At 63.1% G+C, this 26,276-nt stretch carries 23 protein-coding genes and 1 pseudogene; 7 read left to right on the top strand and 17 right to left on the bottom strand.

The window, feature by feature from the left end; genetic code table 11:
- The first annotated feature begins 219 nt into the window (after nucleotides 1-219).
- The 3 genes from MFF34_RS18765 (at nucleotide 220) to MFF34_RS18755 (ending at nucleotide 3,575) form a co-directional block, all read left to right on the top strand.
- Entirely contained in the window at nucleotides 220-1,233 is a 1,014-nt protein-coding gene (locus MFF34_RS18765; RefSeq protein WP_238215767.1) for an extracellular solute-binding protein, read from the top strand.
- Entirely contained in the window at nucleotides 1,233-2,798 is a 1,566-nt protein-coding gene (locus MFF34_RS18760; RefSeq protein ID WP_027592537.1) for an iron ABC transporter permease, read from the top strand. The genes MFF34_RS18765 and MFF34_RS18760 overlap by 1 nt, the downstream gene beginning before the upstream one ends.
- A gap of 183 nt (nucleotides 2,799-2,981) precedes the next feature.
- Complete coding sequence (locus MFF34_RS18755) at nucleotides 2,982-3,575, top strand: hypothetical protein (protein ID WP_238215765.1); 594 nt, start codon at nucleotides 2,982-2,984, stop codon at nucleotides 3,573-3,575.
- A 90-nt stretch (nucleotides 3,576-3,665) separates the two neighbouring features.
- Here MFF34_RS18755 and MFF34_RS28370 read toward each other — a convergent pair whose 3' ends face one another.
- The 13 genes and pseudogenes from MFF34_RS28370 to MFF34_RS18695 all read right to left on the bottom strand — a co-directional run bounded on the left by MFF34_RS28370 (nucleotide 3,666) and on the right by MFF34_RS18695 (nucleotide 18,180).
- The gene (locus tag MFF34_RS28370; RefSeq protein WP_371097102.1) at nucleotides 3,666-4,370 is read right to left on the bottom strand and encodes a methyl-accepting chemotaxis protein; all 705 of its coding nucleotides are present in this window, start codon (nucleotides 4,368-4,370) and stop codon (nucleotides 3,666-3,668) included.
- Between the two features lie 201 nt (nucleotides 4,371-4,571).
- Nucleotides 4,572-4,784, bottom strand: a pseudogene (locus MFF34_RS28365) (methyl-accepting chemotaxis protein); the annotation flags it as partial.
- Between the two features lie 1,112 nt (nucleotides 4,785-5,896).
- The gene (locus tag MFF34_RS18745) at nucleotides 5,897-7,189 is read right to left on the bottom strand and encodes an adenylosuccinate synthase (protein WP_027592535.1); all 1,293 of its coding nucleotides are present in this window, start codon (nucleotides 7,187-7,189) and stop codon (nucleotides 5,897-5,899) included.
- Nucleotides 7,190-7,245: 56 nt separating this feature from the next.
- Nucleotides 7,246-8,433: an ATP phosphoribosyltransferase regulatory subunit gene (locus MFF34_RS18740; RefSeq protein ID WP_027592534.1), complete on the bottom strand. Its 1,188-nt coding sequence runs from the start codon at nucleotides 8,431-8,433 to the stop codon at nucleotides 7,246-7,248.
- 300 nt (nucleotides 8,434-8,733) lie between these two features.
- The gene (gene hflC / locus MFF34_RS18735; protein ID WP_027592533.1) at nucleotides 8,734-9,603 is read right to left on the bottom strand and encodes a protease modulator HflC; all 870 of its coding nucleotides are present in this window, start codon (nucleotides 9,601-9,603) and stop codon (nucleotides 8,734-8,736) included.
- The gene (gene hflK, locus MFF34_RS18730) at nucleotides 9,603-10,784 is read right to left on the bottom strand and encodes an FtsH protease activity modulator HflK (RefSeq protein WP_238215763.1); all 1,182 of its coding nucleotides are present in this window, start codon (nucleotides 10,782-10,784) and stop codon (nucleotides 9,603-9,605) included. The genes hflC and hflK overlap by 1 nt, the downstream gene beginning before the upstream one ends.
- Nucleotides 10,785-10,880: 96 nt before the next feature.
- On the bottom strand, nucleotides 10,881-12,182 hold the full coding sequence (hflX, locus tag MFF34_RS18725; RefSeq protein ID WP_238215761.1) for a ribosome rescue GTPase HflX: 1,302 nt from the start codon (nucleotides 12,180-12,182) through the stop codon (nucleotides 10,881-10,883).
- Between the two features lie 12 nt (nucleotides 12,183-12,194).
- Nucleotides 12,195-12,455 (bottom strand): RNA chaperone Hfq, encoded by a 261-nt coding sequence (gene hfq / locus MFF34_RS18720; protein ID WP_003258160.1) that lies wholly within the window; start codon nucleotides 12,453-12,455, stop codon nucleotides 12,195-12,197.
- A gap of 94 nt (nucleotides 12,456-12,549) precedes the next feature.
- Nucleotides 12,550-13,521 carry a tRNA (adenosine(37)-N6)-dimethylallyltransferase MiaA gene (miaA, locus tag MFF34_RS18715; protein ID WP_238215759.1) on the bottom strand — a complete coding sequence of 324 codons (972 nt, stop codon included), beginning with the start codon at nucleotides 13,519-13,521 and terminating at the stop codon, nucleotides 12,550-12,552.
- A 1-nt stretch (nucleotide 13,522) separates the two neighbouring features.
- Complete coding sequence (gene mutL, locus MFF34_RS18710) at nucleotides 13,523-15,421, bottom strand: DNA mismatch repair endonuclease MutL (protein ID WP_238215757.1); 1,899 nt, start codon at nucleotides 15,419-15,421, stop codon at nucleotides 13,523-13,525.
- A complete protein-coding gene (locus tag MFF34_RS18705) occupies nucleotides 15,418-16,848 on the bottom strand; it encodes an N-acetylmuramoyl-L-alanine amidase (RefSeq protein ID WP_238215755.1) in 1,431 nt (476 codons plus the stop codon). The genes mutL and MFF34_RS18705 overlap by 4 nt, the downstream gene beginning before the upstream one ends.
- A gap of 19 nt (nucleotides 16,849-16,867) precedes the next feature.
- Nucleotides 16,868-17,332 (bottom strand): tRNA (adenosine(37)-N6)-threonylcarbamoyltransferase complex ATPase subunit type 1 TsaE, encoded by a 465-nt coding sequence (gene tsaE, locus MFF34_RS18700; protein ID WP_099430583.1) that lies wholly within the window; start codon nucleotides 17,330-17,332, stop codon nucleotides 16,868-16,870.
- Nucleotides 17,320-18,180, bottom strand: a complete 861-nt coding sequence (locus tag MFF34_RS18695; protein ID WP_027592526.1) for an NAD(P)H-hydrate dehydratase — start codon at nucleotides 18,178-18,180, stop codon at nucleotides 17,320-17,322. Before MFF34_RS18695 ends, tsaE begins: the two co-directional genes overlap by 13 nt.
- 64 nt (nucleotides 18,181-18,244) lie before the next feature.
- On the opposite strand from MFF34_RS18695, the gene queG reads away from it, so the two are divergent.
- Entirely contained in the window at nucleotides 18,245-19,309 is a 1,065-nt protein-coding gene (gene queG / locus MFF34_RS18690) for a tRNA epoxyqueuosine(34) reductase QueG (protein WP_238215754.1), read from the top strand.
- Nucleotides 19,310-19,433: 124 nt separating this feature from the next.
- Here queG and MFF34_RS18685 read toward each other — a convergent pair whose 3' ends face one another.
- Complete coding sequence (locus MFF34_RS18685; RefSeq protein ID WP_027592524.1) at nucleotides 19,434-20,045, bottom strand: trimeric intracellular cation channel family protein; 612 nt, start codon at nucleotides 20,043-20,045, stop codon at nucleotides 19,434-19,436.
- 91 nt (nucleotides 20,046-20,136) lie between these two features.
- Entirely contained in the window at nucleotides 20,137-20,679 is a 543-nt protein-coding gene (gene orn, locus MFF34_RS18680) for an oligoribonuclease (protein ID WP_238215752.1), read from the bottom strand.
- A gap of 148 nt (nucleotides 20,680-20,827) precedes the next feature.
- Between orn and rsgA the strand changes: the two genes are divergently transcribed.
- Together rsgA and MFF34_RS18670 are read left to right on the top strand one after the other, a co-directional pair.
- Nucleotides 20,828-21,859 (top strand): small ribosomal subunit biogenesis GTPase RsgA, encoded by a 1,032-nt coding sequence (gene rsgA / locus MFF34_RS18675; RefSeq protein ID WP_027592522.1) that lies wholly within the window; start codon nucleotides 20,828-20,830, stop codon nucleotides 21,857-21,859.
- A gap of 122 nt (nucleotides 21,860-21,981) precedes the next feature.
- The gene (locus MFF34_RS18670) at nucleotides 21,982-22,461 is read left to right on the top strand and encodes a molecular chaperone Tir (RefSeq protein ID WP_238215751.1); all 480 of its coding nucleotides are present in this window, start codon (nucleotides 21,982-21,984) and stop codon (nucleotides 22,459-22,461) included.
- A 226-nt stretch (nucleotides 22,462-22,687) separates the two neighbouring features.
- Here MFF34_RS18670 and motB read toward each other — a convergent pair whose 3' ends face one another.
- Both motB and motA read right to left on the bottom strand, forming a co-directional pair.
- Nucleotides 22,688-23,716 (bottom strand): flagellar motor protein MotB, encoded by a 1,029-nt coding sequence (motB, locus tag MFF34_RS18665; RefSeq protein ID WP_238215749.1) that lies wholly within the window; start codon nucleotides 23,714-23,716, stop codon nucleotides 22,688-22,690.
- 3 nt (nucleotides 23,717-23,719) lie between these two features.
- Nucleotides 23,720-24,571 (bottom strand): flagellar motor stator protein MotA, encoded by an 852-nt coding sequence (motA, locus tag MFF34_RS18660; protein WP_027592519.1) that lies wholly within the window; start codon nucleotides 24,569-24,571, stop codon nucleotides 23,720-23,722.
- A gap of 131 nt (nucleotides 24,572-24,702) precedes the next feature.
- Here motA and MFF34_RS18655 point away from each other — a divergent pair, with 131 nt between their 5' ends.
- Nucleotides 24,703-26,238, top strand: a complete 1,536-nt coding sequence (locus tag MFF34_RS18655; protein ID WP_238215747.1) for an HDOD domain-containing protein — start codon at nucleotides 24,703-24,705, stop codon at nucleotides 26,236-26,238.
- The last annotated feature ends 38 nt before the right edge of the window (nucleotides 26,239-26,276 follow it).

Genomic DNA, 26,276 nt, shown 5'->3' with positions numbered 1-26,276 from the left:
CGAGTCTTCTCCTGGGCACCATATAAAAACCCACTAGCTTGCTAGTGGGTTTTTTCTTGCCTGCGTTTTTTGTCCCACCCGCTACGCCCTCCCCTCCGGCCAAAAATTCAGCTGCTCGACGATCGTCTGCCCATGAATTTCTTGTCACACGGCCACTTGAGAAACGATTTCGTTTACCATTGTTTCCAAATATGTAGCCGTAAGCGAGGAAGTACCCGCATGACGATCCGTCCGCAACCGCTGATGCGCACCCTGGCCGCCGCTGTATTGAGCCTGGTGATCGGCGCCCCGGCCGCCATGGCAGACGCCCCGGTCACACTGACCATGTACAACGGCCAGCACAAGGAAATCGGCGAGGCCATCGCCAAGGCCTACGAGGCCAAGACTGGCATTCACATCAATATACGCAAGGGCAGCAGCAACCAGCTGGCCAGCCAGATCATCGAAGAAGGCGAGCGCTCGCCGGCCGACATCATCTATACCGAAGAGTCGCCACCCCTGAACAACCTGGGTGAGCTGGGCCTACTGGCGAAAATCGACGACGCCACCCTGAGCATGCTGCCCAAAGAATACGTAGCCGCCAACGGCACGTGGATGGGCGTCACCGCGCGCACCCGCGTGGTAGTGTTCAACCCGAAGAAAATCGACGAGAAAGACCTGCCGCAATCGGTCATGGACTTCGCCGACCCTGAATGGGATGGCCGTGTCGGTTTCGTGCCGACCAGTGGCGCGTTCCAGGAACAGGCTGTAGCCATCCTCAAGATGCACGGGCGTGATGCGGCCGAAGAGTGGCTGACCGGCCTGAAGGCTTTCGGCAAGACCTACACCAACAACATGGTCGCCCTGAAGGCTGTGGAAAAAGGCGAAGTCGCCGCCGTGCTGGTGAACAATTACTACTGGTATGCCCTGGAGCGTGAGCGCGGCAAGCTGGACTCCAAGCTGTATTACCTGGCCGACGGCGATGCCGGTGGCCTGGTGACCATCTCCGGCGCCGCCGCGGTCAAGGCCAGCAAGCACCCGAAAGAAGCCCAGGCCCTGCTCAACTGGATGGCCAGCGAAGAAGGCCAGCGCGTAATCACCCAGACCACCGCCGAGTATCCGCTGCACAAGGGCATGGTTTCTGACCGTGGCCTAAAACCTTTTGAAGACCTGCACCCACCGAAGATCTCCCCGGCCGACCTTGGCAATGCCGAAGAAGCCCTGGAACTTGAACGTGAGGTCGGTCTGCTCTGATGACTGCCGCCCTGTCCGAGCCGGCGCCGGTACGTTTCGTGCCGCGCCGCAAGCGCCCCTCGATCTGGGTGGTGCTGCCTGTGCTGTTCCTGGTGGCGATGAGTTTGCTGCCACTGGCGTATGTCGCCCTCAAAGCCTGGGAAGCAGGCTGGCGAGAAGCCCTGCACCTGCTGTGGCGCCCGTTCGTCTGGGGCCTGATGCGCAACACCTTGATGCTGATGTTCGGGGTGACGCTGGTGTGCATGGTGGTCGGCCTGGCCCTGGCCTGGCTGCTCGAACGCAGCAACCTGGCGGGGCGTCGCCTGTGGGGTGTGGTGCTGTGCCTGCCGTTTGCGGTGCCGTCATTCGTCAGCAGCTTCACCTGGGTGTCGCTGAGCTCGGACTTCGAAGGCCTCGGCGGGGCCATTTTGGTCATGGCCTTGTCCAAGTATCCGCTGGTGTTCCTGCCGGTGGCAGCCACCCTGCGCAACGTCGACACCTCGCTTGAAGAGTCGGCGCGTACGCTGGGGTGCAGCCGTTGGGGCGTGTTCATCAAGGTGACCTTGCCGTTGCTGTGGCCCTCGATGCTGGGCGGCGCCCTGCTGATTGCCCTGCACATGCTGGTGGAATTTGGCGCACTGTCGATCCTCGGCCTGCAGACCTTCACCACGGCGATCTACCAGCAGTTCGAACTGGAATTCAGCAACGCCAACGCGGCCATGCTCTCGGCCGTGCTGCTGGCGCTGTGCATGATCATGTTGTGGCTGGAACTGCGCGTGCGTGGCAAGGCCCGCCACGTTCGTATCGGCCAAGGCGTGGCGCGCCGCGCACAGCCTGTGCGCTTGCGCGGCTGGGCGCCCTTGGCGCAGCTGTTCTGCGTAGGCCTGGCGGTGCTGGGCAGCGGCATTCCGCTGGCCATGCTCGGTTACTGGCTGAGTGTTGGCTCGTCGGCGGCGTTCCCGGTCGCCGAAATCTCCAAGGCGCTGCTCACGTCGTTGTCGGTGTCGCTTGGCGGCGCAGGGTTCTGTGTGTTGCTGGCATTGCCGATCAGCTTCCTGGTGGTGCGCTACAAGGGCCGCCTGGCGATCTGGGCTGAACGCCTGCCGTACCTGCTGCATGCCCTGCCGGGCCTGGTGATCGCGCTGACGCTGGTGTTCTTCGCGTTGCACTACGTGCCTGCGATGTACCAGACCACTGCGCTGTTGCTGCTGGCCTACGCACTGCTGTTCCTGCCGCTGGCCCAGGCGCCGGTACGCACCGCCTTGAACAAGGCTTCGCCGACGCTCGAAGAGGCTGCCCGCACCCTGGGCGCGAGCAGCTTCACAGCGTTCTGCCGGGTGACTTTGCCGATCATCTTCCCGGCCCTGGCCGCGGCCTTCGCCCTGGTGTTCCTCGATGCCATGAAAGAGCTGACCGCCACACTGCTGCTGAGCCCGACCGGCATGACCACCCTGGCCACTGAGGTCTGGGCGCATACCGCCAACGTCGAGTTCGCGGCGGCAGCGCCTTACGCGGCGTTGTTGATCGTGGTGTCGGGGTTGCCGGTGTATTTACTGACGACGCGGATGTACCTGAACAAGGCGTGAGATCAGGTCTGAGCTGCTGGGCAGCTCGGACCATGCGCCAGGCCGACCGGCAGCAACACCCCTGTGTGGGCTCGGGCTTCTATCGCGACACCTACCCAACATTGTAACTAGCACGTTTTTCAGGGCCTGCCTTCCCTCGACAGCGTCTAGTCTCTACCCCTCCCCCCTCAAAGGAATGAAGCTATGAAAAGGGATTTTTTCATCGGGACTTTCTGCAAGATTGACGGCACACCACTGACATTCAGCAAGACTACATACGAAGATCGCGAGCGGATTGTCTCTACCGGTAGATTCGTAGGTGGTTCGGCCGAAGCCACCTCTGAACGCGCAGTCAGTTTCTCACTGGAGTTTATCGACTACCTCACGACCAATACCTTCGATGACTATGCACAACCCTTCGAATTCGAACATGTTACGCAAGGAGAGGCCGAACGTGGCGCGTCAGGCTATTTGTTGAAACTGAAAGACTCCCACGACTACCTTACCGTTTCGCCCCAAACCTACTACAAAAAGGTCGAGGGCAGGGAGAACGGGTGGCGATTGGAGATTTGCAAGAAAACAGAAAATGGCTATCGAGTCATGAGCCATGAGGAGCTTGAGCTCGGATCGCACGAGGTCATCATCAGAGACCACGGAAGAGACAAGTTCTGGTCCGAATGGGGTGGGGCAACGGTACACGAGCATAAATGGCACTACATTGCGGGCGTGGAGCTGAAACACTACCTGACCCTCAAGCTTGAGATCACCAGGAAGCTGTCAAAGGATATTGGTATCTAGCAAAAGTGGCTTTTGCAGGAGTGGCCTTGTGTGACAACAGGGCCGCATAGCGGCCTCAGCAATCTCACCTGCAACGCAAGCCTGGGGGCGTTACGCCCTGAACTGCCCCAGACTGGCCCGTAGTTGCGCTGCCAGGTCATCCAGTACCTTGCTGCTGGCCGTGGTCTGCATCACCACTTCAGCCGAGCGTTCGGCCTGGGCGTGGATGGTCTCCACCCGGCCGCGCACCGCTTGCGCACCGTGCGCCTGCTGTTCGGCCGCGCGGGTAGCCAGCCCGATCGCTGCATGCACTTGCTCGACCGCCGCCTGCACCGACTGCTGGCGGCGCTCGTTCTCGCGCAACACCAACAACCCTTCGCTGGCCTTGAGCCCTGCCTGGCTGATGGTGGCCACAGCTTCTTTGGCGCCTTTCTGCAGCGCAGCAATATGCGCCTGGATATCCCCGGTCGAGCTTTGCGTCTTGCTCGCCAACGCGCGCACTTCATCAGCCACCACGGCAAAGCCGCGCCCCGTCTCGCCAGCACGCGCCGCCTCGATGGCCGCATTCAATGCCAGCAGGTTGGTCTGCTCGGCAATGCCGTGGATCACTGTCAGCACCACCTCGATCTGCTCACTCTGCTTGGCCAGCCGTTCGATCACATGCGAGCCGGTCTCCACCTGCCCTGCCAAGCTTTCGATCAGGCCGGCGAGCTGGGTCGAAGTCCGGCTGTTCTCATCCGTGGCCTGGCGAATATCCACCACCTGCTGTAAGGCGGACTGCATGGCATGGCTCTCGGCTTGGGCTTCGTCGGCCATGCTCGACAGGTCACGCAGGCTGGCGGCCACTTCATCGCGCTGCAGCGCAGCAGCGGCGTCAGCACCGGCATTGCGCTGAGCCATGGCGCCAATCTCGACCCCCGTACGCTGCGCCACCTCACCGGCCTCGCGGACGATGGGCTGCAACTTGTCGACGAAACGGTTGACCGCCGAGGCCATGTCACCGATCTCGTCGCGACTGTCGAGGGTCACGCGCTTGGTCAGGTCGCCCTCACCGGCAGCCAGGTCGTTCAGGGCGGTGATCAACAGGCGCAGCTTGCTGAGCACCCGCCGACCAAGCACCACCGCGACTACCAGCAACACGCCAAGGCCCACCAACACCAGGCCCAGGCCAATACGCCAGCGCAGCTCGGCAGCAGCTTCACGCACCGTCTGCGCGGTATTGGCCTGCATCGCGGTGGCACTGCTCTGGGCAGTCTCCAGGCGTTCGCGCAGGGTCTTGCCGCTGTCGGCCGCGGCGGCCCCGAGGCTGTCACCCACCAGCTGCTCACCACTGGCGATCAACGCGGCAAAGCGCTGGTCAAGGGCTGCGAGCTCCTGATCGACGCCGGCCGTGGAAACCCCCATCAACACCTTGCCGATCTCCGCACCATTGGGGTTGATCGACGCTTCGACAAAATACACCGCCGGGTCGCGGCGAGCCGCATCGATCACCTTGTCCAGCGCCCGCTCGCCCTGCCCCTTTTCCATCAACGCCTGGTTGATCGGGTTCTGCCGGTTGAGGTAGCGGGTCAGGTGCTGGCCCTGGGCGTCGTCGTAGACCACGAACAGCACGTTGGGGTTGCGCTGAGCGCGACGGGCGAAGTCGGAGAGCACCGGCACATCGTTGTCCCAGATAGCCCGCGGGGCGACCGAGGCCAGCAGTTCGGCCATGTCGTTGGCAGAATCCTTGAGGTTCTTTTCCAGCGTGGTGCGCAGTTGCTGCTGCTCGTTTTGCAGGCGTGTCGACAACCCTGCGCTCAAACGCTGACGGGTGCTGCTGGACAGGCTGTCGAGCCCCGAACGCACGTCCTGCCCAGCTTGCTCCAGCTCGCTGGCCAGCTTGCGGCTGTCATTGCCCAAGCGCTCGCCCAGGTCGGCCTCCAAGGCGGTGACCGTGCTTCGGGTCAGCGCAACGGCAACCAGCACCTGCACCAAAAGAGCGATACCAAGGGCAACAAACACAGGCCGCAAAAGGCGGCTTCGTAACAGTGAGAGGATGGCAGACACGGTGTAACCCTCGTGTTTTCTGGCGCCACTATTTTGATGGCATCTACAGAAACTTCTTACAGCAAGGGTTATGCCGGGAACAGCAGGGATATGTGCCAAGGTCTAGCAAGGTGATTGCCTGCACGGGCCTTTTCGCGGGACAAGCCCGCTCCCACAGTGATCTCCACGGACCCTGCATCCACTGCAGAGATCCGGTGGGAGCGGGCTTGCCCCGCGAAGAGGCCGGTGCAGGCCTACAAATGAAAACGCCGCGGCCCCTTTCAGGGCCGCGGCGTCAGATCAGCCGTAAAAGCGGATCAGGCGAACGGATGACGCAGCACGATGGTCTCGTTGCGGTCCGGGCCGGTGGAGATGATGTCGATCGGCGCGCCGACCAGCTCCTCGATGCGCTTGATGTAAGCGCGAGCAGCTTCTGGCAGCGCTTCCAGGGTCTTGGCACCCAAGGTCGACTCGCTCCAGCCTGGCATCTCTTCGTACACCGGCTCCAGGCCGATGTAGCTGTCGGCATCGGAAGGGGCGTCGATGACAGCACCGTTCTCGTTCTTGTAGCCAACGCAGATGTTGATGGTTTCCAGGCCGTCCAGTACGTCCAGCTTGGTCAGGCAGATGCCCGAGATGCTGTTGACGTCGATGGCGCGACGCAGGATGACGGCATCGAACCAGCCGCAACGACGGGCACGGCCGGTGGTCGAACCGAACTCGTGACCACGCTTGGCCAGGGTAGCGCCGGTTTCGTCGAACAGTTCGGTCGGGAACGGGCCGGAACCTACGCGCGTGGTGTAGGCCTTGGTGATACCCAGGATGTAGTCCAGGTACATCGGGCCAACGCCGGAACCGGTGGAGATACCGCCGGCAGTGGTGTTGGAGCTGGTGACGTACGGGTAGGTACCGTGGTCGATGTCCAGCAGCGAGCCCTGGGCACCTTCGAACATGATGTCCTTGCCGGCGCGACGCAGGTTATGCAGCTCGGCGGTGACGTCGAGCATCATCGGCTTGAGCTGCTCGGCGTAGGCCATGCACTCGTCCAGGGTCTGCTGGAAGTCGATGGCCGGCTCTTTGTAATAGTTCACCAGCTGGAAGTTGTGGTAGTCCAGCAGCTCACCGAGCTTGGCAGCGAAACGCTCACGGTGGAACAGGTCGCCAACGCGCAGGCCGCGGCGTGCGACTTTGTCTTCGTACGCTGGGCCGATACCACGGCCGGTGGTGCCGATCTTGGCTTCGCCACGGGCTTTCTCGCGGGCCTGGTCCAGGGCCACGTGGTACGACAGGATCAGCGGAGCAGCCGGGCTGATGCGCAGGCGCTCACGCACCGGTACGCCCTTCTCTTCCAGCTTGGTGATTTCACGCATCAGGGCATCTGGAGCAACGACCACGCCGTTGCCGATCAGGCACTGAACGCCTTCACGCAGGATGCCGGACGGAATCAGGTGCAGAACGGTTTTTTCACCGTTGATCACCAGGGTGTGGCCCGCGTTGTGGCCACCCTGGTAGCGCACTACGGCGGCAGCATGTTCGGTCAGCAGATCGACGATCTTGCCTTTGCCCTCATCACCCCATTGGGTGCCCAGGACGACGACATTCTTACCCATTACATTGGTCCTCATTCACGCAAACTTGGTTGCCGGCCTTTTGCCGACGCAGAAACTCAATGGGTCAGCGGCAGTACCTGCCAGCGCCCGTCTTGCTGAATCAATTGCCGATCACAATCCGCCTCGAGAGCAGCACTCAACGGCTGGCCAGGCAAAGCCTGAACCACACGCTGGCCCTCGCTGCGCAACTGGCAGACCTGCTGCCAGAGGGCCGCGTCACCACTGTCGGGCATCCAGATGCCGCCAGTTGGCAATACGACCTCCGCTCGCCCCAGTGTGACCAGGGTCTTCAAATCCGTGGAGAATCCAGTGGCCGGGCGTGCCCGGCCGAAATCAGCGCCGATATCGTCATAACGGCCGCCCTGGGCGATCGATTGACCTTCGCCCGGCACGAACACGGCGAACACCACACCAGTGTGGTAGTGGTAGCCACGCAGCTCACCGAGGTCGAAGTACAACGGCAGGTCTGGGTAGCGCGACGCCAGGCGATCAGCGATCGCCAGCAGGTCGTCCAGCGCCGCCAGCACGCTGGCCGGGGCACGGCCCAGGCGCACGCGGGCTTCGGCCAGCACTTCACGGCCACCGCACAGCTCGACCAGGGCGCGCAGCATGTTGCCCAGGTCTTTCGGCAGATCGGCGGTCAGTGCCTGCACTTCGTCGACCGACTTGCGCTGCAGAGCGTCGAACAGCTGTTGCTCGACCGCGCCCGACAGGCCAGCGGCACGCGCCAGGCCACGGTAGATGCCGACATGGCCGAGGTCCATGTGCACGTCCGCGACATCCGTCAGTTGCAGCGTGGCGAGCATCAGGCTGATGACTTCGACATCGCTGGTGGGGCTGGCATCGCCGTACAACTCGGCACCGAGTTGGATCGGGCTGCGCGAGGTGGACAGCGCACGCGGCTGAGCATGCAGCACGCTGCCGGCATAGCACAGGCGGCTCGGGCCTTCACGGCGCAAGGTGTGGGCGTCGATACGCGCCACTTGCGGGGTGAAGTCGGCACGGAAGCCCATCAGGCGACCGGACTGCGGGTCGACCACCTTGAAGGTGCGCTGATCCAGGTCCTGGCCGGCGCCGGTCAACAGCGACTCCAGGTACTCGATATGCGGGGTGACGACCAGTTCGTAGCCCCAACTCTGGAACAGGTCCAACACCTGGCGACGCGCGATCTCGATGCGCGCAGCCTCAGGTGGCAGTACTTCCTCGATGCCATCTGGCAGCAGCCAGCGGTCTACCGTTGCCATTACGCCATTTCCCCTCTGGTCCGGGCGGCCTGCCTGTGGCGAGCCGTCAGTAAAGCAGGTATCGCGCACAGCAGCGGGCAGCACTGATCCCAGCGCAGCCACCGTACCCAATACCCTCGAATTGCCTTGCGCGCTGACCAAACCGTCAACTGGCGGCTTGCCAATCAACCTTGCAGACGCAAAAAAGCCGGGAAATTTCCCGGCTGCCTCATCATACACCCCTTTTCATTCAGGATGCACCCCGCCTGGTGTTTTAGCTGCCAGGCGGGGCGTAGCCCCAATGAAAACGGGCTCAGAGCATCAAGGCTTGCTCTTGTCCAGGAAGCGGAAGAACTCGTTCTTCGGGTCCAGGACCAGCACGTCGCTCTTGTTCGAGAAGCTCTCGCGGTACGCCTGCAGGCTACGGTTGAACGCATAGAAATCAGCGTCCTGGCTGTAGGCCTTGGCGTAGATGGCAGCCGCCTGGGCGTCGCCGTCACCGCGGGTTTCTTCAGCTTCACGGTAGGCTTCGGCCAGCAGTACACGGCGCTGACGATCGGCATCCGCACGGATACCTTCGGCCAACTCGTTACCTTTGGCGCGATGCTCGCGGGCTTCACGCTCACGCTCGGTGCTCATACGATCGAACACGCTGCGGTTGACTTCCTTCGGCAGGTCGATGGCCTTGACGCGCACATCGATGACCTCGATACCCAGCTCTTTGTTAGCCATGCGGTTCAGCGAAGCGGTGATGTCAGCCATCAGCGCGTCACGTTCGCCGGAAACCACCTCGTGCAGGGTACGCTTACCGAACTGGTCACGCAGGCCGCTTTCCAGACGACGCGACAGACGCTCATCGGCGATCTGCTTGAGGCCGGAAGTGGCGGTGTAGAAGCGCTCGGCATCCTTGACGCGCCACTTGGCGTAGGCGTCGACCATGACCGCTTTCTTCTCCAGGGTCAGGAACCGCTGGGTCGGCGCATCAAGGGTCATGAGGCGGGCGTCGAACTTGCGCACCTGGTTCACGTAAGGAACCTTCACATGCAGGCCTGGCTGAACATCAGCCTGAACCACACGGCCGAATTGCAGCAGTACGGCACGTTCGGTCTGCGACACGATGTAGAAGCAGTTCCAGGCCACGACGGCCAGCACCACAGCGGCGATCAGGGCGATCAGCGATCTATTGCTCATCAGCGGCTCTCCCTAGTGCGCGGCGGCTGTTGTTGCTGTTGCATGTCCTGCGCCGCACGCGCGGCCGCATCGTTGGCCGACGCAGATACACCGCTGGCCGGTGCGGACGTGTTGCGGCTGCCTTCGACCATCTTGTCCAGTGGCAGGTAGAGCAGGTTGTTCTGCCCGTCCTTGGTAGCCACCATGACCTTGCTCGAGTTGCTGTAGACCTCTTGCATGGTTTCCAGGTACAGACGCTGACGGGTGATGTCCGGCGCCTTGTGATACTCGGTCACCAGCTTGCTGAAGCGGTCGGCTTCACCCTTGGCGCGAGCGATCACTTCGTCGCGGTAACCGTTGGCGTCCTCGATGATGCGCTGGGCCTGACCACGGGCTTCTGGCACCACGCCATTGGCGTAGGACTCGGCCTGGTTGCGGGCACGCTGTTCATCTTCACGCGCACGGATCACGTCGTCGAAGGCTTCCTGCACTTCACGCGGGGCTGCCGCGCTCTGTACGTTGACCTGGGTGACGGTGATACCGGTACGGTAGTTGTCGAGGAAGCGCTGCAGGCGTTCGCGGATATCCACGGCCATCTGCTCACGGCCTTCGGTCAGCACCTGGTCCATGGAGGTGGAACCCACCACATGGCGCAGGGCACTGTCGGTCGCATGCTGCAGGCTCACCTCTGGCTGGTCGACGTTGAGCACGAAGTCCTGCAGGTTGGTGATCTTGTACTGGACGGTCAGCGGTACCTCGACGATGTTCTCGTCTTCGGTCAGCATCTGCCCCTGCTTGGTGTAGGCACGCTCACGCGTGACGTTTTCCATGTACTTGCGATCGATGGGCGGGAAGTAGATGTTCAGGCCGGGACCGACCGTCTCATAGTACTTGCCGAAGCGCAGCACTACGGCCTGCTCCTGCTCGTCGACCACGTACACGGCGCTGTACAGCCAGATGGCAGCCAACACCGCCAGGCCGATGCCCAGCAGGCCGTAGCCGCCACCCTTGCCGACATTGCGGTCACCGCCGCCACGTTTCTTGCCGCTGCCGAACATGCCGTTCAGGCTGTCCTGCAGTTTGCGGAAGGCCTCGTCCAGATCCGGCGGGCCTTTTTTATCGCCACCACCGCCGCCGCCACCACGGCGACCGCCCCAGGGATCCTGATTGTTCGAGTTGCCACCCGGCTCGTTCCAAGCCATAGCGCTCTCCATCTGATAAAGCAAAGACGCGCCCACGGCGCGCCGTCCAATGCTACAGAATGCCTGTCACTGCTGCCCGGCGACCTCGTCGAGCATTTATTGCAAAGTGTGTTGCTCGACAAACATTTGCGGCTCCATGCCTTCGCGGCTGACCAGACGATTCAACTCGACCTTGGGCAGTCGCACGCTCAGCAGGCTGCGCCCTTCTTCATCATGCTCTTCCCTCTGCACGGCACCCAGGGCAAAGAATTGCGCGCGCAAGCGGGCAAAACGCTGCTCCAGGCACAGGGTACCGACAAACAGATCATCCCCCAGCAACTCGGCAATCGCCTGGCCAACCAGCTCCAGGCCACGCCCATCGCGTGCCGATACCCAGACCCGCTCCGGCTTGCCATCGGCATCGCGCTGGATCTGCGGCTCGACATCTTCGAGCAGGTCGAGTTTGTTATAGACCTCAAGGATCGGCAAGCCTTCGGCACCGATCTCGCCCAATACCGCCAACACCTGCTCGATCTGCTCCATGCGGTCGGGCTCATGCGCGTCGATCACATGCAGCAGCAGGTCAGAGTTGCTCGACTCTTCGAGCGTAGCCCGAAAAGCCTCGACCAGCTTGTGCGGCAGGTGACGAATGAAGCCGACGGTGTCGGCCAGCACGATCGGCCCAAGGTCGTTCAACTCGAGCCGGCGCAAGGTCGGGTCGAGGGTGGCGAAGAGCTGGTCGGCGGCGTAGACCTCGGATTGGGTCAGGGCGTTGAACAGGGTGGACTTGCCGGCGTTGGTGTAACCCACCAGCGAAACCGACGGGATATCGGCGCGGCGCCGGCCGCGACGGGCCTGCTCGCGCTGGCTACGCACCTTCTCAAGGCGTGCCTTGATCTGACGCAGGCGTACCCGCAGCAGGCGGCGGTCGGTCTCAAGCTGGGTTTCACCCGGGCCACGCAGGCCGATACCGCCTTTTTGCCGCTCAAGGTGAGTCCAGCCGCGTACCAGTCGCGTGCTCATGTGCTCGAGCTGGGCCAGTTCGACCTGCAGCTTGCCTTCATGGGTACGCGCCCGCTGGGCGAAGATATCGAGAATCAGCCCGGTGCGATCAAGCACGCGACACTCGAAGACACGTTCGAGGTTGCGTTCCTGGCTGGGCGTGAGGGTGTGATTGAAAATCACCAGATCGACCTCATCAGCTTTGACTTGGTCGCGTAGTTCTTCGACCTTGCCGCTGCCAATCAGGTATTTGGCCGTTGGCTGATGCCGTGTAATGGTCACCAGCGAGACGATGTCCGCCCCGGCCGACAATGCCAACTCCTGAAACTCCTGCGGGTCTTCGCGCGCCTCAGGGTTCTGACCTTCCAAGTGAACGAGCAACGCCCGTTCACCACCACCGTGGCGCTCAAAGAACAATGCAGGCTCCTATCAGGCGTTGCCTGGCTCGCTGTCACCGTGTTCGGAATCGGACGGGCTTGGCAGGCGAACCGGACGCGCAGGAACCACGGTCGAAATAGCGTGCTTGTAGACCATCTGGCTGACAGTGTTCTTCAGCAGCACAACGAACTGGTCGAAAGATTCGATCGAGCCCTGCAGCTTGATCCCGTTGACCAGGTAGATGGAAACCGGAACCTTTTCTTTTCTCAAAGTGTTCAAGTAAGGGTCTTGTAGCGAATGCCCTTTTGACATATGCCGCACTCCTGTAAGGATAAATAATAGAAAATCAAGAAAATCGATAAATTAGGCCGCCCCTTCGCAAGAATAGACGGCAATTAGCAGGGACTCAGCTCAATATGGAGACGCTTCCCAGGTATTTCAAGGTGCGGGACAGATTGTCGCAGGCGAGGCTGTCAAGCCAGTGCACGTCAGACCAACCGCGCAACCAGGTGAACTGCCGCTTGGCCAGCTGGCGAGTGGCAATGATACCGCGTTCTCGCATCTCATTCTCACTAAGCCTGCCGTCGAGGTAGTCCCAGACTTGCCTGTACCCCACTGCCCGTATAGACGGCAACCCGGCGTGCAAGTCACTTCTGGCTCGCAGCGATCGGACCTCGTCGATGAAGCCCTGTTCCAACATCTGCGAAAATCGTAACGCAATTCGCTGATGCAAAATGTGACGATCTGTAGGAGCGATCGCCAAACTCGCGACAGTATAGGGCAAATGTCCGCCAGCGCCTGCGTCTGCGCCGCGACTTTCCGCGAATTGACGCTGGCGATGAGCCGTCATGCTCTCGCCGCTCACCCGGTAAACCTCAAGCGCACGGATCAGCCGCTGGGGGTCATTCGGATGGATGCGCGCCGCCGACTCAGGGTCCACTTCGGCCAACTGGCGGTGCAGCTCGACCAGGCCTAGCTCGCGAGCCTGCGCTTCGAGTTCGGCACGCACGCTGGCGTCGGCCGGCGGCATGTCAGCCAAGCCATCGATCAAGGCCTTGTAATACAGCATGGTGCCACCCACCAGCAGCGGGATCTTGCCCCGTGCGGTGATTTCCGCCATGGCTTGCAAGGCATCGGTGCAAAAGTGCGCGGCAGAGTAGCTTTCGGCCGGGTCGAGAATGTCGATCAGCCGATGCGGGTGCGCAGCCAGCAGTTCCTTGGAAGGCTTGGCGGTCCCGATGTCCATGCCACGGTAGACCAGCGCCGAGTCGACACTGATCAACTCGCAGGGCAGGACCTTGGTCAGCTCGATGGCAAGGTCAGTCTTGCCGGCCGCCGTCGGGCCCATGAGAAATATTGCTGGGGGCTTGCCGCTCATGTCATCGACCGCGCAGGAAAAGTTTGTCCAGGTCGTCCAGGCCCATTTGGGTCCAGGTCGGTCGGCCGTGGTTGCACTGGCCGCTGCGCTCGGTGTTTTCCATGTCGCGCAGCAGTGCGTTCATTTCGGGGATGGCCAGGCGCCGGTTGGCGCGCACGGCGCCGTGGCAGGCCATGGTGCCGAGCAGTTCGTTGAGGTGCGCCTGTATGCGGTCGCTGGTCCCGTATTCCATCAGGTCGGCGAGCACATCCTGCACCAGGCGGTTGGCCTCGGCTTGCTTGAGCAGCGCCGGGATCTGCCGGATCGCCAGGGTCTCGGGGCCAAGCCGCTGCAACTCGAAGCCCAGGCGCTGGAACCATTGGGCGTGCTCTTCGGCGCAGTCGGCTTCGCGCTGGCTCAAGGCCAACGACTCAGGCACCAGCAGCGGCTGACCGCTCAGGCCTTCGCTGGCCATGGCCACCTTGAGCCGCTCGTACATGATCCGCTCATGCGCGGCGTGCATGTCCACCAACACCAGGCCGACAGCATTCTCGGCCAAGATGTAGATGCCCTTGAGCTGAGCCAGGGCATAACCCAGCGGTGGAATGTCACCCTGGCTTTCCGGCAGCGACGAAGGTGCAGCCGCGCCATCGCTCAGCGGCTTGTAGAACTCGCGATACACCGCCTGCGACTCGGCGGCCGGCAGTGGCTGCGACGGACGCGGGCTGTACTGGGACTGATAGCCCGAGCCACTGCCGCCATTGGAAATCGAAAACTGCGGCGCACGAGGCTGCTCAAGCACCGGCGAGGCCAGGCGCATCTCGCCTTGAGGGCCAAACTCACCGGCCTGCTGGCCACTGGGGCGGACGATGTCGCCAGCCGCAGCGGGTGCAGCCAGCTGGTCCTCGGGGCGCACGTCGGCCAGGGCGCGGTGCAAAGTGCCATAAAGGAAGTCATGCACCGAACGCCCCTCACGGAAGCGCACTTCGTGCTTGGTCGGGTGCACGTTGACGTCCACGCCGTTGGGCTCGAGTTCGAGGAACAGCACAAAGGTCGGGTGCCGGCCATTGAACAGCACGTCCCGGTACGCCTGGCGCACAGCGTGGGCGACCAGCTTGTCGCGCACTGCCCGGCCGTTGACGAAGAAGTACTGCAGGTCGGCCTGGCTCCGCGAGAAGGTCGGCAGCCCCACCCAGCCCCACAAGCGCAGGCCGTTGCGCTCGACATCGATGGGCAGCGCCTGCTCCATGAAGCCCGGCCCGCAGATGGCGCCGACGCGCCGCGCACGTGCGGTTTCATCGTGGGCCTCATGCAGGCTGAGGATGCTCTTGCCGTTATGGCGCAGGTGGAAGCCGACATCGAAGCGAGCCAGGGCCAGGCGACGAATGACTTCCTGCAGGTGATCGAATTCGGTTTTCTCGGCCTTGAGGAATTTGCGCCGGGCCGGGGTATTGAAGAACAGGTCACGCACTTCGACCGAGGTACCCACCGGGTGCGCAGCCGGTTGCACGCGCGGGGTCATGTCGCGGCCTTCGGTCTCGACCTGCCAGGCTTCGCTGGCATTGGCCGTGCGCGACGTCAGGGTCAGGCGCGCCACCGAGCTGATCGAGGCCAGGGCCTCGCCGCGGAAACCCAGGCTCAGCACGCCTTCGAGGTCTTCCAGTTCACGGATCTTGCTGGTGGCGTGACGGGCCAGCGCCAGCGGCAGGTCATCGGCAGAAATCCCGCCGCCATCGTCACGTACCCGCAGCAGCTTGACGCCACCCTGCTCGACTTCGACATCGATGCGCCGGGCACCGGAGTCGAGGCTGTTTTCCAGCAACTCCTTGGCCACGGAGGCCGGGCGCTCGACCACCTCCCCCGCGGCAATCTGGTTAGCCAGCCGCGGGCTGAGCAGCTGGATGCGTGAACCACCACTCATTGCTGCGAAGCCAGGGTAGTGGCCGGCACGTCGAGACGCTGGCCGACTTTCAGCTCATCGGTCTTGAGGCTGTTAGTGCTGCGCAGGCTGGCCACGCTGACCTGATAGCGCACCGCGAGCATGGCCAGGGTCTCACCTGGGCGCACGGTGTGTTCACGTGGGCCGGCCGCGATCTTGCCGGTGTCGCGCAGCCAGGCAATGTAAGTGCCCGGCGGTGGGTTTTGCTGGAAGAACTGGCGCACGCCGGTATGGATCGAGCGGGCCAGGGCCTGCTGATGGCTGCGGGTGGCCAGCTTGGCGGCTTCGTTGGCGTTGGAGATAAACCCGGTTTCAACGAGGATCGACGGGATATCCGGCGACTTGAGCACCATAAAGCCTGCCTGCTCCACACGCTGCTTGTGCAGCGAGGTGATGCGGCCCATGTTGCCCAGCACCTTCTGGCCCACATTGAGGCTGGAGCTGAGCGTGGCGGTCATCGACAGGTCGAGCAACACGCCCGCGAGCATGCGGTCCTTGTCGTCGAGGCTGACGTTGCCGGCACCGCCGATCAGGTCGGAGCGGTTTTCCGTGTCGGCCAGCCAGCGTGCGGTCTCGGACGTGGCGCCACGGTCGGACAATGCAAAGACCGAGGCACCGAAGGCGGCCTTGGACGGCGCGGCGTCGGCGTGGATCGAGACGAACAGGTCGGCACCCTTCTTACGGGCGATTTCGGTGCGTTTGCGCAGCGGGATGAAGTAGTCACCGGTGCGGGTCAGCTCGGCACGGAAGCCCTTCTCGCTGTTGATCTGGCGCTGCAGCTCCTGAGCGATCTGCAGGACGATGTCTTTTTCATGCTGGCCGCGCGAGCCGGAAGCGCCCGGGTCTTCGCCGCCGTGGCCGGCGTCGATGGCGACCACGATGTCACGTTTGCCGCTGGGCACCGGTGGCAGCTTGATGGCCGGCTGGGCCGGGCTCACCGGCACCGCAGGCGTGGTCACCGGCGTTTGCACTGGCGTCGGCGGCGGCGGTGTACTGGCAGCGACGGCGTCGGCTTCCTGGTCGTACAGGTCGACCACCAGGCGGTTGCCGTACTGAGCATTGGGCGCCAAGGTGAAGCTCTTGGGCGTGACCGACTTTTTCAGGTCGACCACCACGCGCAGGTCGGTAGGCGTACGCTGGGCCGAACGCACGCTGCTAATCGGCGTGTTGGACGTCGCTACGTTCAACGGCGCGGCCAGGGTCGCACCATTGATGTCGATGACCAGGCGGTCTGGCGCGCTGAGGGTGAAGACGCTGTGCTGCACGGGGCCAGACAGGTCGAAGACCAGCCGCGTGTTGTCCGGCGCGCGCCACAGGCGCATGCTCTTGACTTGAGTGACGGCCAGAGCGTCAACGGTCACCGTTGTCAGCAGCAGCCCAACGATGGCGACCAGTGCGCGTATGCGCATACCTACCCCACTTACAGTTTTAGTGTTTGCCCAGTGCAACGCACCAAGCCTCGCCGCGAGCCCCCTGCGGCGAAAGGTTCAGCGAGCGTCCGCTCGCTTGGGGGCTTATGGTAATGGTCAGGTCAGGCTTTGGCAAAACGCCCGCACCCTTTTGTGGCCACTCGAACAGGCACAGCGCATCGCCCTCGAAGTAGTCACGTATGCCCATGTACTCCAGCTCCTCCGGATCGACCAGGCGATACAGGTCGAAATGGAACGCACGCACCTCACCAATCTCGTACGGTTCGACCACGGTAAAGGTCGGGCTCTTGACTGCACCAGTATGGCCCAAGCCACGGATCAGGCCACGTGAGAGCGTGGTCTTGCCCGCCCCCAGGTCACCTTCGAGAAAAATCACGCCATGACCGCCGGTCACTTCGGCAAGCCGCGCACCAAACGCGACCATGGCCGCTTCATCGGCCAGAAACAGGTTTAAGCCAGACACGCAGAATGCTCCTCCAACAACTCACGAATGACCGGCGCCAGATCACTGGCTGCCAGGCCTCTACCTTTGACGCCCAGGCGCTCGCCCGCACAGGCATGCAGCCACGCCCCCAAGCAAGCGGCCTCCCAGGCCCCCAAGCCTTGAGCCAGCAGCGCCGCCAGCACGCCGGTCAACACATCGCCCAAGCCGGCGCCGGCCATGGCCGGGTGCCCACGGTCACACCGCGCCAACTGCCCGCTCGGGTCGGCCACCAGGGTACCGGCGCCCTTCAGCACGCAGACGCTGGCATAGCGGCGGGCAAGCTTGCGCGCAGCCCCTGGGCGGTCGGCTTGCACGGCCTCGGTGGAAATCCCCAGCAACCGCGCCGCCTCACCCGGGTGCGGGGTGAGGATGCTGCCGCTGGGCAGGGCCAGGGGCGTGCGCGCCAGCAGGTTCAAGGCATCGGCATCCCAAACCTGCGGTTGCTCAGCGTTGGCCACTGCCGACAACAGGCTACGGCCCCACGCCGCCTGCCCCAACCCCGGGCCGACCACCAGCACCGAGGCACGCTCCAGCACGCCCATCAGCTGATTGGCCGAACTCACGCCCAGGCACATGGCTTCCGGCAGGCGGGCCAGGCATGCGCCGACATGTTCAGGACGCGTCGCCACGCTGACCAACCCGGCACCACAGCGCAGCGCGGCTTCGGCACTCAGTAGCACCGCACCGCCCGTACCGAGGTCGCCGCCAACCACCAGCACATGGCCGAAGTCACTTTTATGGGCATGCGCAGGCCTCGCCGGCAGGTGCGCGACGGTCACGCTGCTGAGCAGTTGCGGGGCATGCGCGGGTTGTTTGGTCTGGGGCATGGGGTCAAAGGCTCCAATGTCTGGCAGAATTATACGCACCTGAGCCCGTATTGCCTGCCCATCCATGTCCGCTTGCACACTTGACCTCGCCGCCCTGGCCCAATCCATCAAGATCTGGGGCCAAGAACTCGGTTTTGCCCATGTCGGCATCGCCGGGGTGGACCTTGGCGAGCACGAAAAGCACCTGCAGCGCTGGCTAGAAGCCGGCTATCAGGGCGAGATGGACTACCTGGCCGCTCACGATGGCAAACGCGCACACCCGGACCAGTTGATCCCCGGCACGGTAAGGGTGGTCTCGCTGCGCATGGATTACTTGCCCGGCGACACGCAGATGGCACAACGCCTGGCCCAGCCGGAAAAGGCCTACGTGTCGCGTTACGCCCTTGGCCGCGACTACCACAAGCTGGTGCGCAAGCGCGTCCAGCACCTGGCCGATCGCATTCAGGAAGCCATCGGCCCGTTTGGCTACCGGGCCTTCGTCGACAGCGCCCCGGTGCTGGAAAAGGCGATTGCCGAGCAAGCCGGGCTGGGCTGGATCGGCAAGAACACCCTGCTGCTCAACCGCAAGGCCGGCAGCTACTTCTTTTTGGCCGAGCTGTTCGTCGACCTGCCGTTGCCGGTGGACGACGCGCACACCAGCGAGCATTGCGGGCGTTGCGAGGCGTGCCTGGACATCTGCCCGACCAAAGCCTTCGTCGGGCCTTATGTGCTGGATGCCCGGCGCTGCATTTCCTACCTGACCATCGAGCTCAAGGGGGCGATCCCCGTCGAGTTGCGCTCAATGATGGGCAACCGGGTGTTTGGTTGCGACGACTGCCAGATCGTCTGCCCGTGGAACCGCTTTGCCCGACCCACGCAGGAGCATGACTTCCAGCCGCGCCATGGGTTGGAAAATGCCGAGTTGGCCGAGATGTTCTTGTGGGACGAGAAGACCTTCCTGCGCAAGACCGAAGGCGGGCCATTGCGGCGCGCGGGTTATGAGCGCTGGTTGCGTAACCTGGCCGTGGGGTTGGGCAATGCGCCTTCGACGATCCCGGTGATCGAGGCCCTGAAGGCACGGCGCGAGGATGCCTCGGCGCTGGTGCGCGAGCATGTGGAGTGGGCGCTGGAACGGCACGGTATCCAGTAGCCACGCCATCCCTGTGGGAGCGGGTTCACCCGCGAACACCGGCGGAGCCGGTGCCCTACACCGCTGTGCCTGCTTCGCGGGTAAACCCGCTCCCACAGTGACCGCGTCGCACCTGAAGGCGGCTCTATTGCTGGTCGTTGTAGTGGAACTTGGGCATTTCCCAGTGGAACCGGATCGCCAGCAAGCGCAGCAGAAACCCGCCGAACAAGGTCAGCAACATGGCCTGCTCCGCTGGCAACTGGAAGTGCACACAACCCAGATAGAACCACGCCGCCGCGAACGACACACTGGCATACAGCTCACGACGGAACACCAGCGGGATGTCGTTACAGAAGATATCGCGCAAGATCCCCCCAAATACACCGGTGATCACGCCGCTGATCGACGCCACCAGCATGCCCTGCCCCATCTCTAGCGCCGTCATGCAACCGATCAAGGTAAAGGCCACCAACCCCAGGGCGTCTAGCACCAGGAACATCGAGCGCAAGCGGCGCATCATGGGGGCGATGAAAATCGTCAGCAGTGCCGCGCAACTGGTCAGCACCAGGTACTCAGGGTGCTTGACCCAGGTGAGCGGGTAATGCCCGAGCAGCACGTCGCGCACCGAGCCGCCACCCAGGGCCGTGACACAGGCAATCAGCACCACGCCGAACCAGTCCATGCCGCGGCGGCCGGCAGACAACGCGCCGGTCATGGCTTCAGCGGTGATGGCAATGAGGTAGAGCATCAACAACATGGTGCGAGTCCGTGCGAGAAAGGCGCGCAGTCTAACCAGTTGCCCAGGGCACCAAAAGAGGGCACAGACACAATATCTGCGCCCTCACGCTTCACACCTTGATGAAGTGCTCGCGGTAATGGCGCAGTTCGGCAATCGACTCGCGGATATCGTCCAGCGCCAGGTGGGTGCCGCCCTTCTTGAAACTGTCGCGCACATTCGGCGCCCAGCGTGCGGCCAGCTCTTTAAGCGTCGAGACGTCGAGGTTGCGGTAGTGGAAGTAGTTTTCCAGGCTGCGCATGTGCCGATACAGGAACCGGCGGTCCTGGCAGATGCTGTTGCCGCAGATCGGCGACTTGCCCTTCGGCACCCATTGCTCGAGGAAGGCGATGGTCTGGGCCTCGGCCTCGGCCATGCTGACCTTGCTCTCGCGCACGCGCTGGGTCAGGCCCGAGCCGCCGTGGGTACGGGTATTCCATTCGTCCATGCGCGCCAGCACTTCGTCACTGTGGTGAATGGCGATCACCGGGCCTTCGGCCAGGGTGTTCAGATCGCTGTCGGTGACAATCGTGGCCATCTCGATGATGACGTCGCTGTCCGGATCCAGGCCGGTCATTTCCAGGTCGATCCAGATCAGGTTCTGTGGGTTTTGCATGCAGGGGCTCCTCGTATAGGCCGTCATAGTAGCCTAGCGAGTGCGGCGGGCGCATGTGCGGCGCGCGGTGCAAAGGTAAGCAGAATGGTCGAGCGCCCGGCGTGCTAAACTGCCTGCCGTTTTCAATCTGTCCCAGCACGGAATCTTCATGGCCAAACGCCAGCTCAATCGTCGCCAAAACTGGCGTATCGAAAAAATCCAGAACGAGCGCGCCGCTCGCGCCGCCAAACGCGAGCAGCACACGCTGCAAGAGCTGGAAGGCGGCGACCTGGGGCCAGAGCAACTGGGCCTGGTGATCGCGCACTTTGGCGTGCAGGTCGAAGTCGAGGCCCAGGACGGCGACGTGGCTGGGCAGATCTTCCGCTGCCACCTGCGGGCCAACCTGCCTGCGCTGGTCACCGGCGACCGCGTGGTCTGGCGGGCGGGCAACCAAGGCATCGGCGTTATCGTCGCGCAGATGCCGCGCAGCACCGAGCTGTGCCGGCCAAACAACCACGGCCAGCTCAAGCCGGTGGCGGCCAACGTCGATCTGATCGTGATCGTCTTCGCGCCAGCCCCCGAGCCCCACCCAAACCTGATCGACCGCTACCTGGTAGCCGCCGAACACGCCGGCATCCGCCCGTTGCTGCTGCTGAACAAGGCCGACCTGATCAACGACGAGAACGCCCCGGCGTTGCAGGCGCTACTCGAGGTCTACCGCGACCTCGGCTACCCGCTGCTGGAGGTTTCGGCCCACCAGGGTGACGGCATGCAACGCCTGCAGCAGATGCTGGACGGGCACATCAGCGTGTTCGTCGGCCAGTCGGGCGTGGGCAAGTCGTCGCTGGTCAACAGCCTGCTGCCCGCTGCCGACACCCGCGTCGGCGACCTGTCCGAATGGTCGGGACAAGGCACGCACACCACCACCACAGCGCGCCTGTACCACTTCCCCAACGGCGGCGACCTGATCGACTCGCCGGGTATTCGCGAGTTCGGCCTGGGCCATGTCAGCCGCGATGACGTGGAAGGGGGTTTCATCGAATTCCGCGACCTGTTCGGCACCTGCCGCTTCCGCGACTGCAAGCATGACCGCGAGCCGGGCTGTGCCCTGCTCAAGGCGCTGGACGAAGGCCGGATCAAGCAGCAACGCATGAACAGCTACCGCTCGATCATCGCCAGCCTGCCGGAAGACAGCTACTAACCCGCCTGATTTGTAGGAAATATTACCGGAGCGCGTAAGACCGCTCCGGTTTTAGCGTCATCTATTGCCCCTTCTCCTGCTTTCGCTGATGGTCATGGCTTCTATCAGGGAGGGCAACCGCCATGCCGGTTCTTATCAGCTACCGCCACGAAGAGCGGCTCGACGCGTTCATCCTCAATGAGCGCCTGCTGCTCGAAGGCATCCCCACCCAGCTGGTGCAATACGACAGCGATGGGCAGACCCGCGATGACCTCTATGGCAGTTTCTGCCAACAGATGAGCGATGCCACCCATTGGGTCGGCGTGTTGCCGGCCAGCGTCGGTGAACAATGGTGGACTGCCTGGCTGCTGGGGGCTGCGGCAATGGGCTGCCGCCGGGTGAGTTTCTATTGCAAAGGGCCAGGTACACAGCCTGAGTGCCTGGGCAGATGGCCGATCATGCGCGAGCGCCCGCACATCGACCTGTTCGTGCGTGCGTATCACGATGAACGCACGTTCGAGCGGGCCATGTCATTGCCGCCAGGGCGAGGGTTAGGGGCCGACCGGGATAATGCCGACTACTTTCATGCCGACCTCAAGGCCAAGATTCGCCGGGGGTTTTGAATGCATTGGGGCCGCTACGCGCCCCATCGCCGGCAAGCCGGCTCCCACAGATAGAGTGTGGGCCTGAGCTTCGCACAACCCCTGTGGGAGCAGCTGTCTTGTGGTGCTTGTTCCGGCCTCATCGCTGGCAAGCCAGCTCCCACAGGTGCGGCGCTTGACTTGGAGGCTACATAGTTCGGGTGGGAGCTGGCTTGCCAGCGATGGGCCGCAGAGCGGCCCCAGTCACTTACTGCTCCTTGGCTTCGTCCATCTTCAACGTGCCATCCTCGAAGATGTTCAGCTTCTGACGCAGCTCGCGTGGCTGCATCGGCGCTTGCTCAGCGCCCGGTACAGCAGGGGCCGAAGAAGCCCCCGGCGCGGCGCCGGCAGGCGGTGCTGGCTGGGCCGGAGGCGTTTCGGGCGCAGCCTGCTCACCTTCGATGTCGCGCTGGGCCTTTTTGGTCAGCACGATGATGTCGATACGCCGGTTGACCGGGTTGAACGGGTCCTTGCGGTCGAACAACGACGACGACGCATAACCCACCACCCGGGCCACTTGCCCATCCGGATAGCCCCCGGCAACCAGCGCACGCCGCGCCGCGTTGGCACGGTTGGCCGACAACTCCCAGTTGCCGAACTCACCGGTGCCGGCGAACGGCTTGGCATCGGTGTGGCCGCTGACACTGATCTTGTTCGGCACCGCCTTGATGGTGTCGGCCATGGCCAGCAGGATGTCTTCGAAATACGGCTGCAAACGCGCACTGCCGAGGTCGAACATCGGCCGGTTCTCGGCATCCATGATCTGAATACGCAAGCCGTCCTGGGTGATCTCGAACAGGATCTGGTCCTTGAACTTCTGCAGCTGCGGGTTTTCTTCGACCTTGTTCTGCAGTTCCTGCAGCAACAGCTCAAGGCGCTCGCGCTCGACCTGTTCGGCCATGGTCTCGACCTGGTCCTTGTTCAACTGAACCGTGGACTCCTGCGTCGGCTCGGTCTTCACCTCAGGGTTGATGGTCTTTTCCGGCGCCATCTCAGGCGAGCCGCCCAGGTCGATCACGTAGGGCGTGCCACTCTCGGAGAAGCCGATCGGGTCCTGGAAGTAACCGGCAATGGCGATTTTCTGCTCGGGGGTGGCTGTGGATAACAGCCACAGCACCAGGAAAAACGCCATCATCGCCGTGGCGAAGTCGGCAAAGGCGATTTTCCAGGCGCCGCCATGATGGCCGCCGCCGAAGCGCTTGACGCGCTTGATGATGATCGGCTGATTGTTTTCCATGACTCAGCGACCGCGAACCGCTTGTTCCAGCTCGGCAAAACTTGGGCGGTGTTTCGGGTAGAGCACCTTGCGCCCGAATTCCACAGCCAGGGACGGCGGCATGCCAGAGGCCGACGCGACCAGCGAGGCCTTGATCGACTCATAAAGGTTGAGCTCTTCCTTGGCATCGTGCTCCAGGCACTTGGCCAAGGGGCCGAAGAAGCCATAGGCCGCCAAGATACCGAAGAACGTACCGACCAACGCCGCACCGACGTGCATGCCGATAGCCGCCTGGTCGCCGTCGCCGAGCGAAGCCATGGTCACCACGATACCGAGTACCGCCGCAACGATACCGAAGCCGGGCATGCCGTCGGCAATGCCGGTCACCGCATGGGAGGGGTGTTCGAGCTCTTCCTTCATGCTCAGCAGCTCCATGTCGAACAAGCCTTCGAGCTCGTGCGGGGCCATGTTGCCGGTGGACATGATGCGCAAGTAGTCGCAGACGAACGCCGTCATGCGCTCATCCGCCAGCACGGTGGGGTACTTGGCGAAGATCGGGCTGGCTGCGGCGTCCTCGATATCACTCTCGATGGCCATCATGCCTTCACGACGGCTCTTGTTGAGGATCTCGTACACCAAGCCCAGCACTTCCAGGTAGAAGGCATGGGAGAAGCGCGAGCCGAACATCTTCATCGACTTCTTGATGACGTGCATGGTCATGTGGCCAGGGTTGGCCTGCAAGAATGCACCGAAGGCCGCACCGCCGATGATCAGTACTTCGAACGGCTGGATCAGCGCCGCAATCTTGCCGTGGGAGAGCACGTATCCGCCGAGCACGCTCGCGAATACGACGATGATGCCGATAATTTTAGCCATAGGTTCAAAGCACTTGCTGTCGTGGTCGGGGTATGAGACTGGGAGCTTTAAAACTCTTCTTCTACTTATCGGCAGAACTGCGCCAGACTATAGCCACTCAAAGCGAAAAGCCAGTTCGGACTGATGTCAAAATGCCAATTGAAACCAAGGTGCCCGCTCAGCCGCCGCGTACGTTAGAGGCTTGGGTAAAGCTGCTGGAGAGTGTCCGCATCCCTGTGCCGAAGCACAGTCACGACCGGGTAATCGCTGCCATCAATGACAGCCGCCGCTCGCTGCGCGATATCGCCGAACTGATGCAGGACAGCCCGGCATTGGTGCTTTCCGTGCTGCGTGAGGCCAATCACCCGACCAACGCCAGCCAGGCCGAGCCTGCCGAGAGCCTGGAAATCGCCCTTAACCGGCTGGGCCTTGCCCGCACCGAGCAGTTGCTCAAGCGCCTGCCCTCCGTGCCCGTCGAAGAAATCCCGCCAGTGCTCAGCCAGTTCCAGCTGATCAGCCAACACGCCTCGCAGCAGGCCAGCGGCCTGTTCGCCGGCCGCCTGGCAAGGCTGTGGCAGGAAATTCACTGGGGCAGCCTACTGTTCCTGTCACCCCTGTGGCCGCTGGCACTGGCCTACCCCAAGCTGCTCGACACCTGGGAGCTGCGGGTTATCCACAAGGGCGAGGACGCCGCCCAGGTAGAAGAAGAGCTGTTTGGCGTGCGCATCATGGCGCTGTGCCGGACCATGGCGGAGTACTGGCGCCTGCCGCAGTGGGTAACCCAGGGTTACCGCCTGTTGTTGGAAGAACGCGAACAACTGGCCCAGGTGCTGAGCATCGCCCGCGACGAAGACCTGCTCAGCCAGCAACACCGCCTGGATGCCGAGCCGGGCCTGCGCCGCTGGTTCAACCAGCCGGCCAACACCGTGCTGCTGGCCAACAACCTTGCGCTGGCGGCGCAGGTGGGCTGGGACAACCCGCACCTGCTGCGTTGGCAGCTGCTGACTGCGCTCTACCTGCAAACCTCGCTGGAAGACGTGCAGCAGCAAGTGCACCAGCAGGCCGCGGCCAGCGCCCGCCGCCACGCCAGGCATGCCCTGTTCCACCCGGCGGAAGCACTGATCTGGCCCTGGTACCAGCGCCGCCCGCACCCGGACATGCTGGCCCCACCACCGCCCAATAGCGACGACCTGGCGCGCTGGCGCAAGCTGTGCCAGGACCTGTTGGCCCAGCCCAGCCCGTTCACCAATACCGTGCACCTGGCCACCCAGGCCCGCGAAGCCCTGCTGGCCTGCGGCATGCAACGCATCCTGCTGCTGAGCCTGGACAAGGCCAGCGACTACCTGCGCGTGCAACAGACCGCCGGCTTGCCCAAAGAGGCCGGAGCCCTGGCCCTGCAGGTGTCGCAAAACAAACTACTGCAAAAGCTGATGGCCCAGGCCGGACAGTTGCGCATCACCCCGGAAAACCACAGCCAGTTCTCGGCCCTGCTGCCCGCCCCGCTGCGTGCCCTGTTCCGCAGCGAGCACGTGCTGCTGCGCTCGCTGGCAGTAAACGATCAGGTGCTGATGCTGATGGTGGCCGACCAGGGCTGCCGGCCATTGGCCGATATCAGCGTGCAAGCCTTTGGTAAAACCGCGCAATGCATCGAGCGCGCGCTGTCGGTGTTTGCCAACCGCAAGGGCTGAGCCTTGCGCTACAATCGCCCCTCTTTCCACACTGGAGA

It is taken from the genome of Pseudomonas sp. PAGU 2196 (assembly GCF_022179005.1).
Lineage (GTDB): Bacteria > Pseudomonadota > Gammaproteobacteria > Pseudomonadales > Pseudomonadaceae > Aquipseudomonas > Aquipseudomonas kermanshahensis.
Note: the sequence above shows the minus strand (reverse complement) of the source record. Positions and strands in the feature narration are given on the sequence as shown.

Excerpts from the sequence above, each read along its gene's own strand:
- MFF34_RS18765 (WP_238215767.1), top strand. The coding sequence starts at position 220 with ATGACGATCCGTCCGCAACCGCTGATGCGCACCCTGGCCGCCGCTGTA.
- MFF34_RS18760 (WP_027592537.1), top strand. The coding sequence starts at position 1,233 with ATGACTGCCGCCCTGTCCGAGCCGGCGCCGGTACGTTTCGTGCCGCGC.
- MFF34_RS18755 (WP_238215765.1), top strand. The coding sequence starts at position 2,982 with ATGAAAAGGGATTTTTTCATCGGGACTTTCTGCAAGATTGACGGCACA.
- MFF34_RS28370 (WP_371097102.1), bottom strand. The coding sequence starts at position 4,370 with ATGGCCGACGAAGCCCAAGCCGAGAGCCATGCCATGCAGTCCGCCTTA.
- MFF34_RS18745 (WP_027592535.1), bottom strand. The coding sequence starts at position 7,189 with ATGGGTAAGAATGTCGTCGTCCTGGGCACCCAATGGGGTGATGAGGGC.
- MFF34_RS18740 (WP_027592534.1), bottom strand. The coding sequence starts at position 8,433 with ATGGCAACGGTAGACCGCTGGCTGCTGCCAGATGGCATCGAGGAAGTA.
- hflC (WP_027592533.1), bottom strand. The coding sequence starts at position 9,603 with ATGAGCAATAGATCGCTGATCGCCCTGATCGCCGCTGTGGTGCTGGCC.
- hflK (WP_238215763.1), bottom strand. The coding sequence starts at position 10,784 with ATGGCTTGGAACGAGCCGGGTGGCAACTCGAACAATCAGGATCCCTGG.
- hfq (WP_003258160.1), bottom strand. The coding sequence starts at position 12,455 with ATGTCAAAAGGGCATTCGCTACAAGACCCTTACTTGAACACTTTGAGA.
- miaA (WP_238215759.1), bottom strand. The coding sequence starts at position 13,521 with ATGAGCGGCAAGCCCCCAGCAATATTTCTCATGGGCCCGACGGCGGCC.
- mutL (WP_238215757.1), bottom strand. The coding sequence starts at position 15,421 with ATGAGTGGTGGTTCACGCATCCAGCTGCTCAGCCCGCGGCTGGCTAAC.
- MFF34_RS18705 (WP_238215755.1), bottom strand. The coding sequence starts at position 16,848 with ATGCGCATACGCGCACTGGTCGCCATCGTTGGGCTGCTGCTGACAACG.
- MFF34_RS18695 (WP_027592526.1), bottom strand. The coding sequence starts at position 18,180 with ATGCCCCAGACCAAACAACCCGCGCATGCCCCGCAACTGCTCAGCAGC.
- queG (WP_238215754.1), top strand. The coding sequence starts at position 18,245 with ATGTCCGCTTGCACACTTGACCTCGCCGCCCTGGCCCAATCCATCAAG.
- MFF34_RS18685 (WP_027592524.1), bottom strand. The coding sequence starts at position 20,045 with ATGTTGTTGATGCTCTACCTCATTGCCATCACCGCTGAAGCCATGACC.
- orn (WP_238215752.1), bottom strand. The coding sequence starts at position 20,679 with ATGCAAAACCCACAGAACCTGATCTGGATCGACCTGGAAATGACCGGC.
- rsgA (WP_027592522.1), top strand. The coding sequence starts at position 20,828 with ATGGCCAAACGCCAGCTCAATCGTCGCCAAAACTGGCGTATCGAAAAA.
- MFF34_RS18670 (WP_238215751.1), top strand. The coding sequence starts at position 21,982 with ATGCCGGTTCTTATCAGCTACCGCCACGAAGAGCGGCTCGACGCGTTC.
- motB (WP_238215749.1), bottom strand. The coding sequence starts at position 23,716 with ATGGAAAACAATCAGCCGATCATCATCAAGCGCGTCAAGCGCTTCGGC.
- motA (WP_027592519.1), bottom strand. The coding sequence starts at position 24,571 with ATGGCTAAAATTATCGGCATCATCGTCGTATTCGCGAGCGTGCTCGGC.
- MFF34_RS18655 (WP_238215747.1), top strand. The coding sequence starts at position 24,703 with ATGCCAATTGAAACCAAGGTGCCCGCTCAGCCGCCGCGTACGTTAGAG.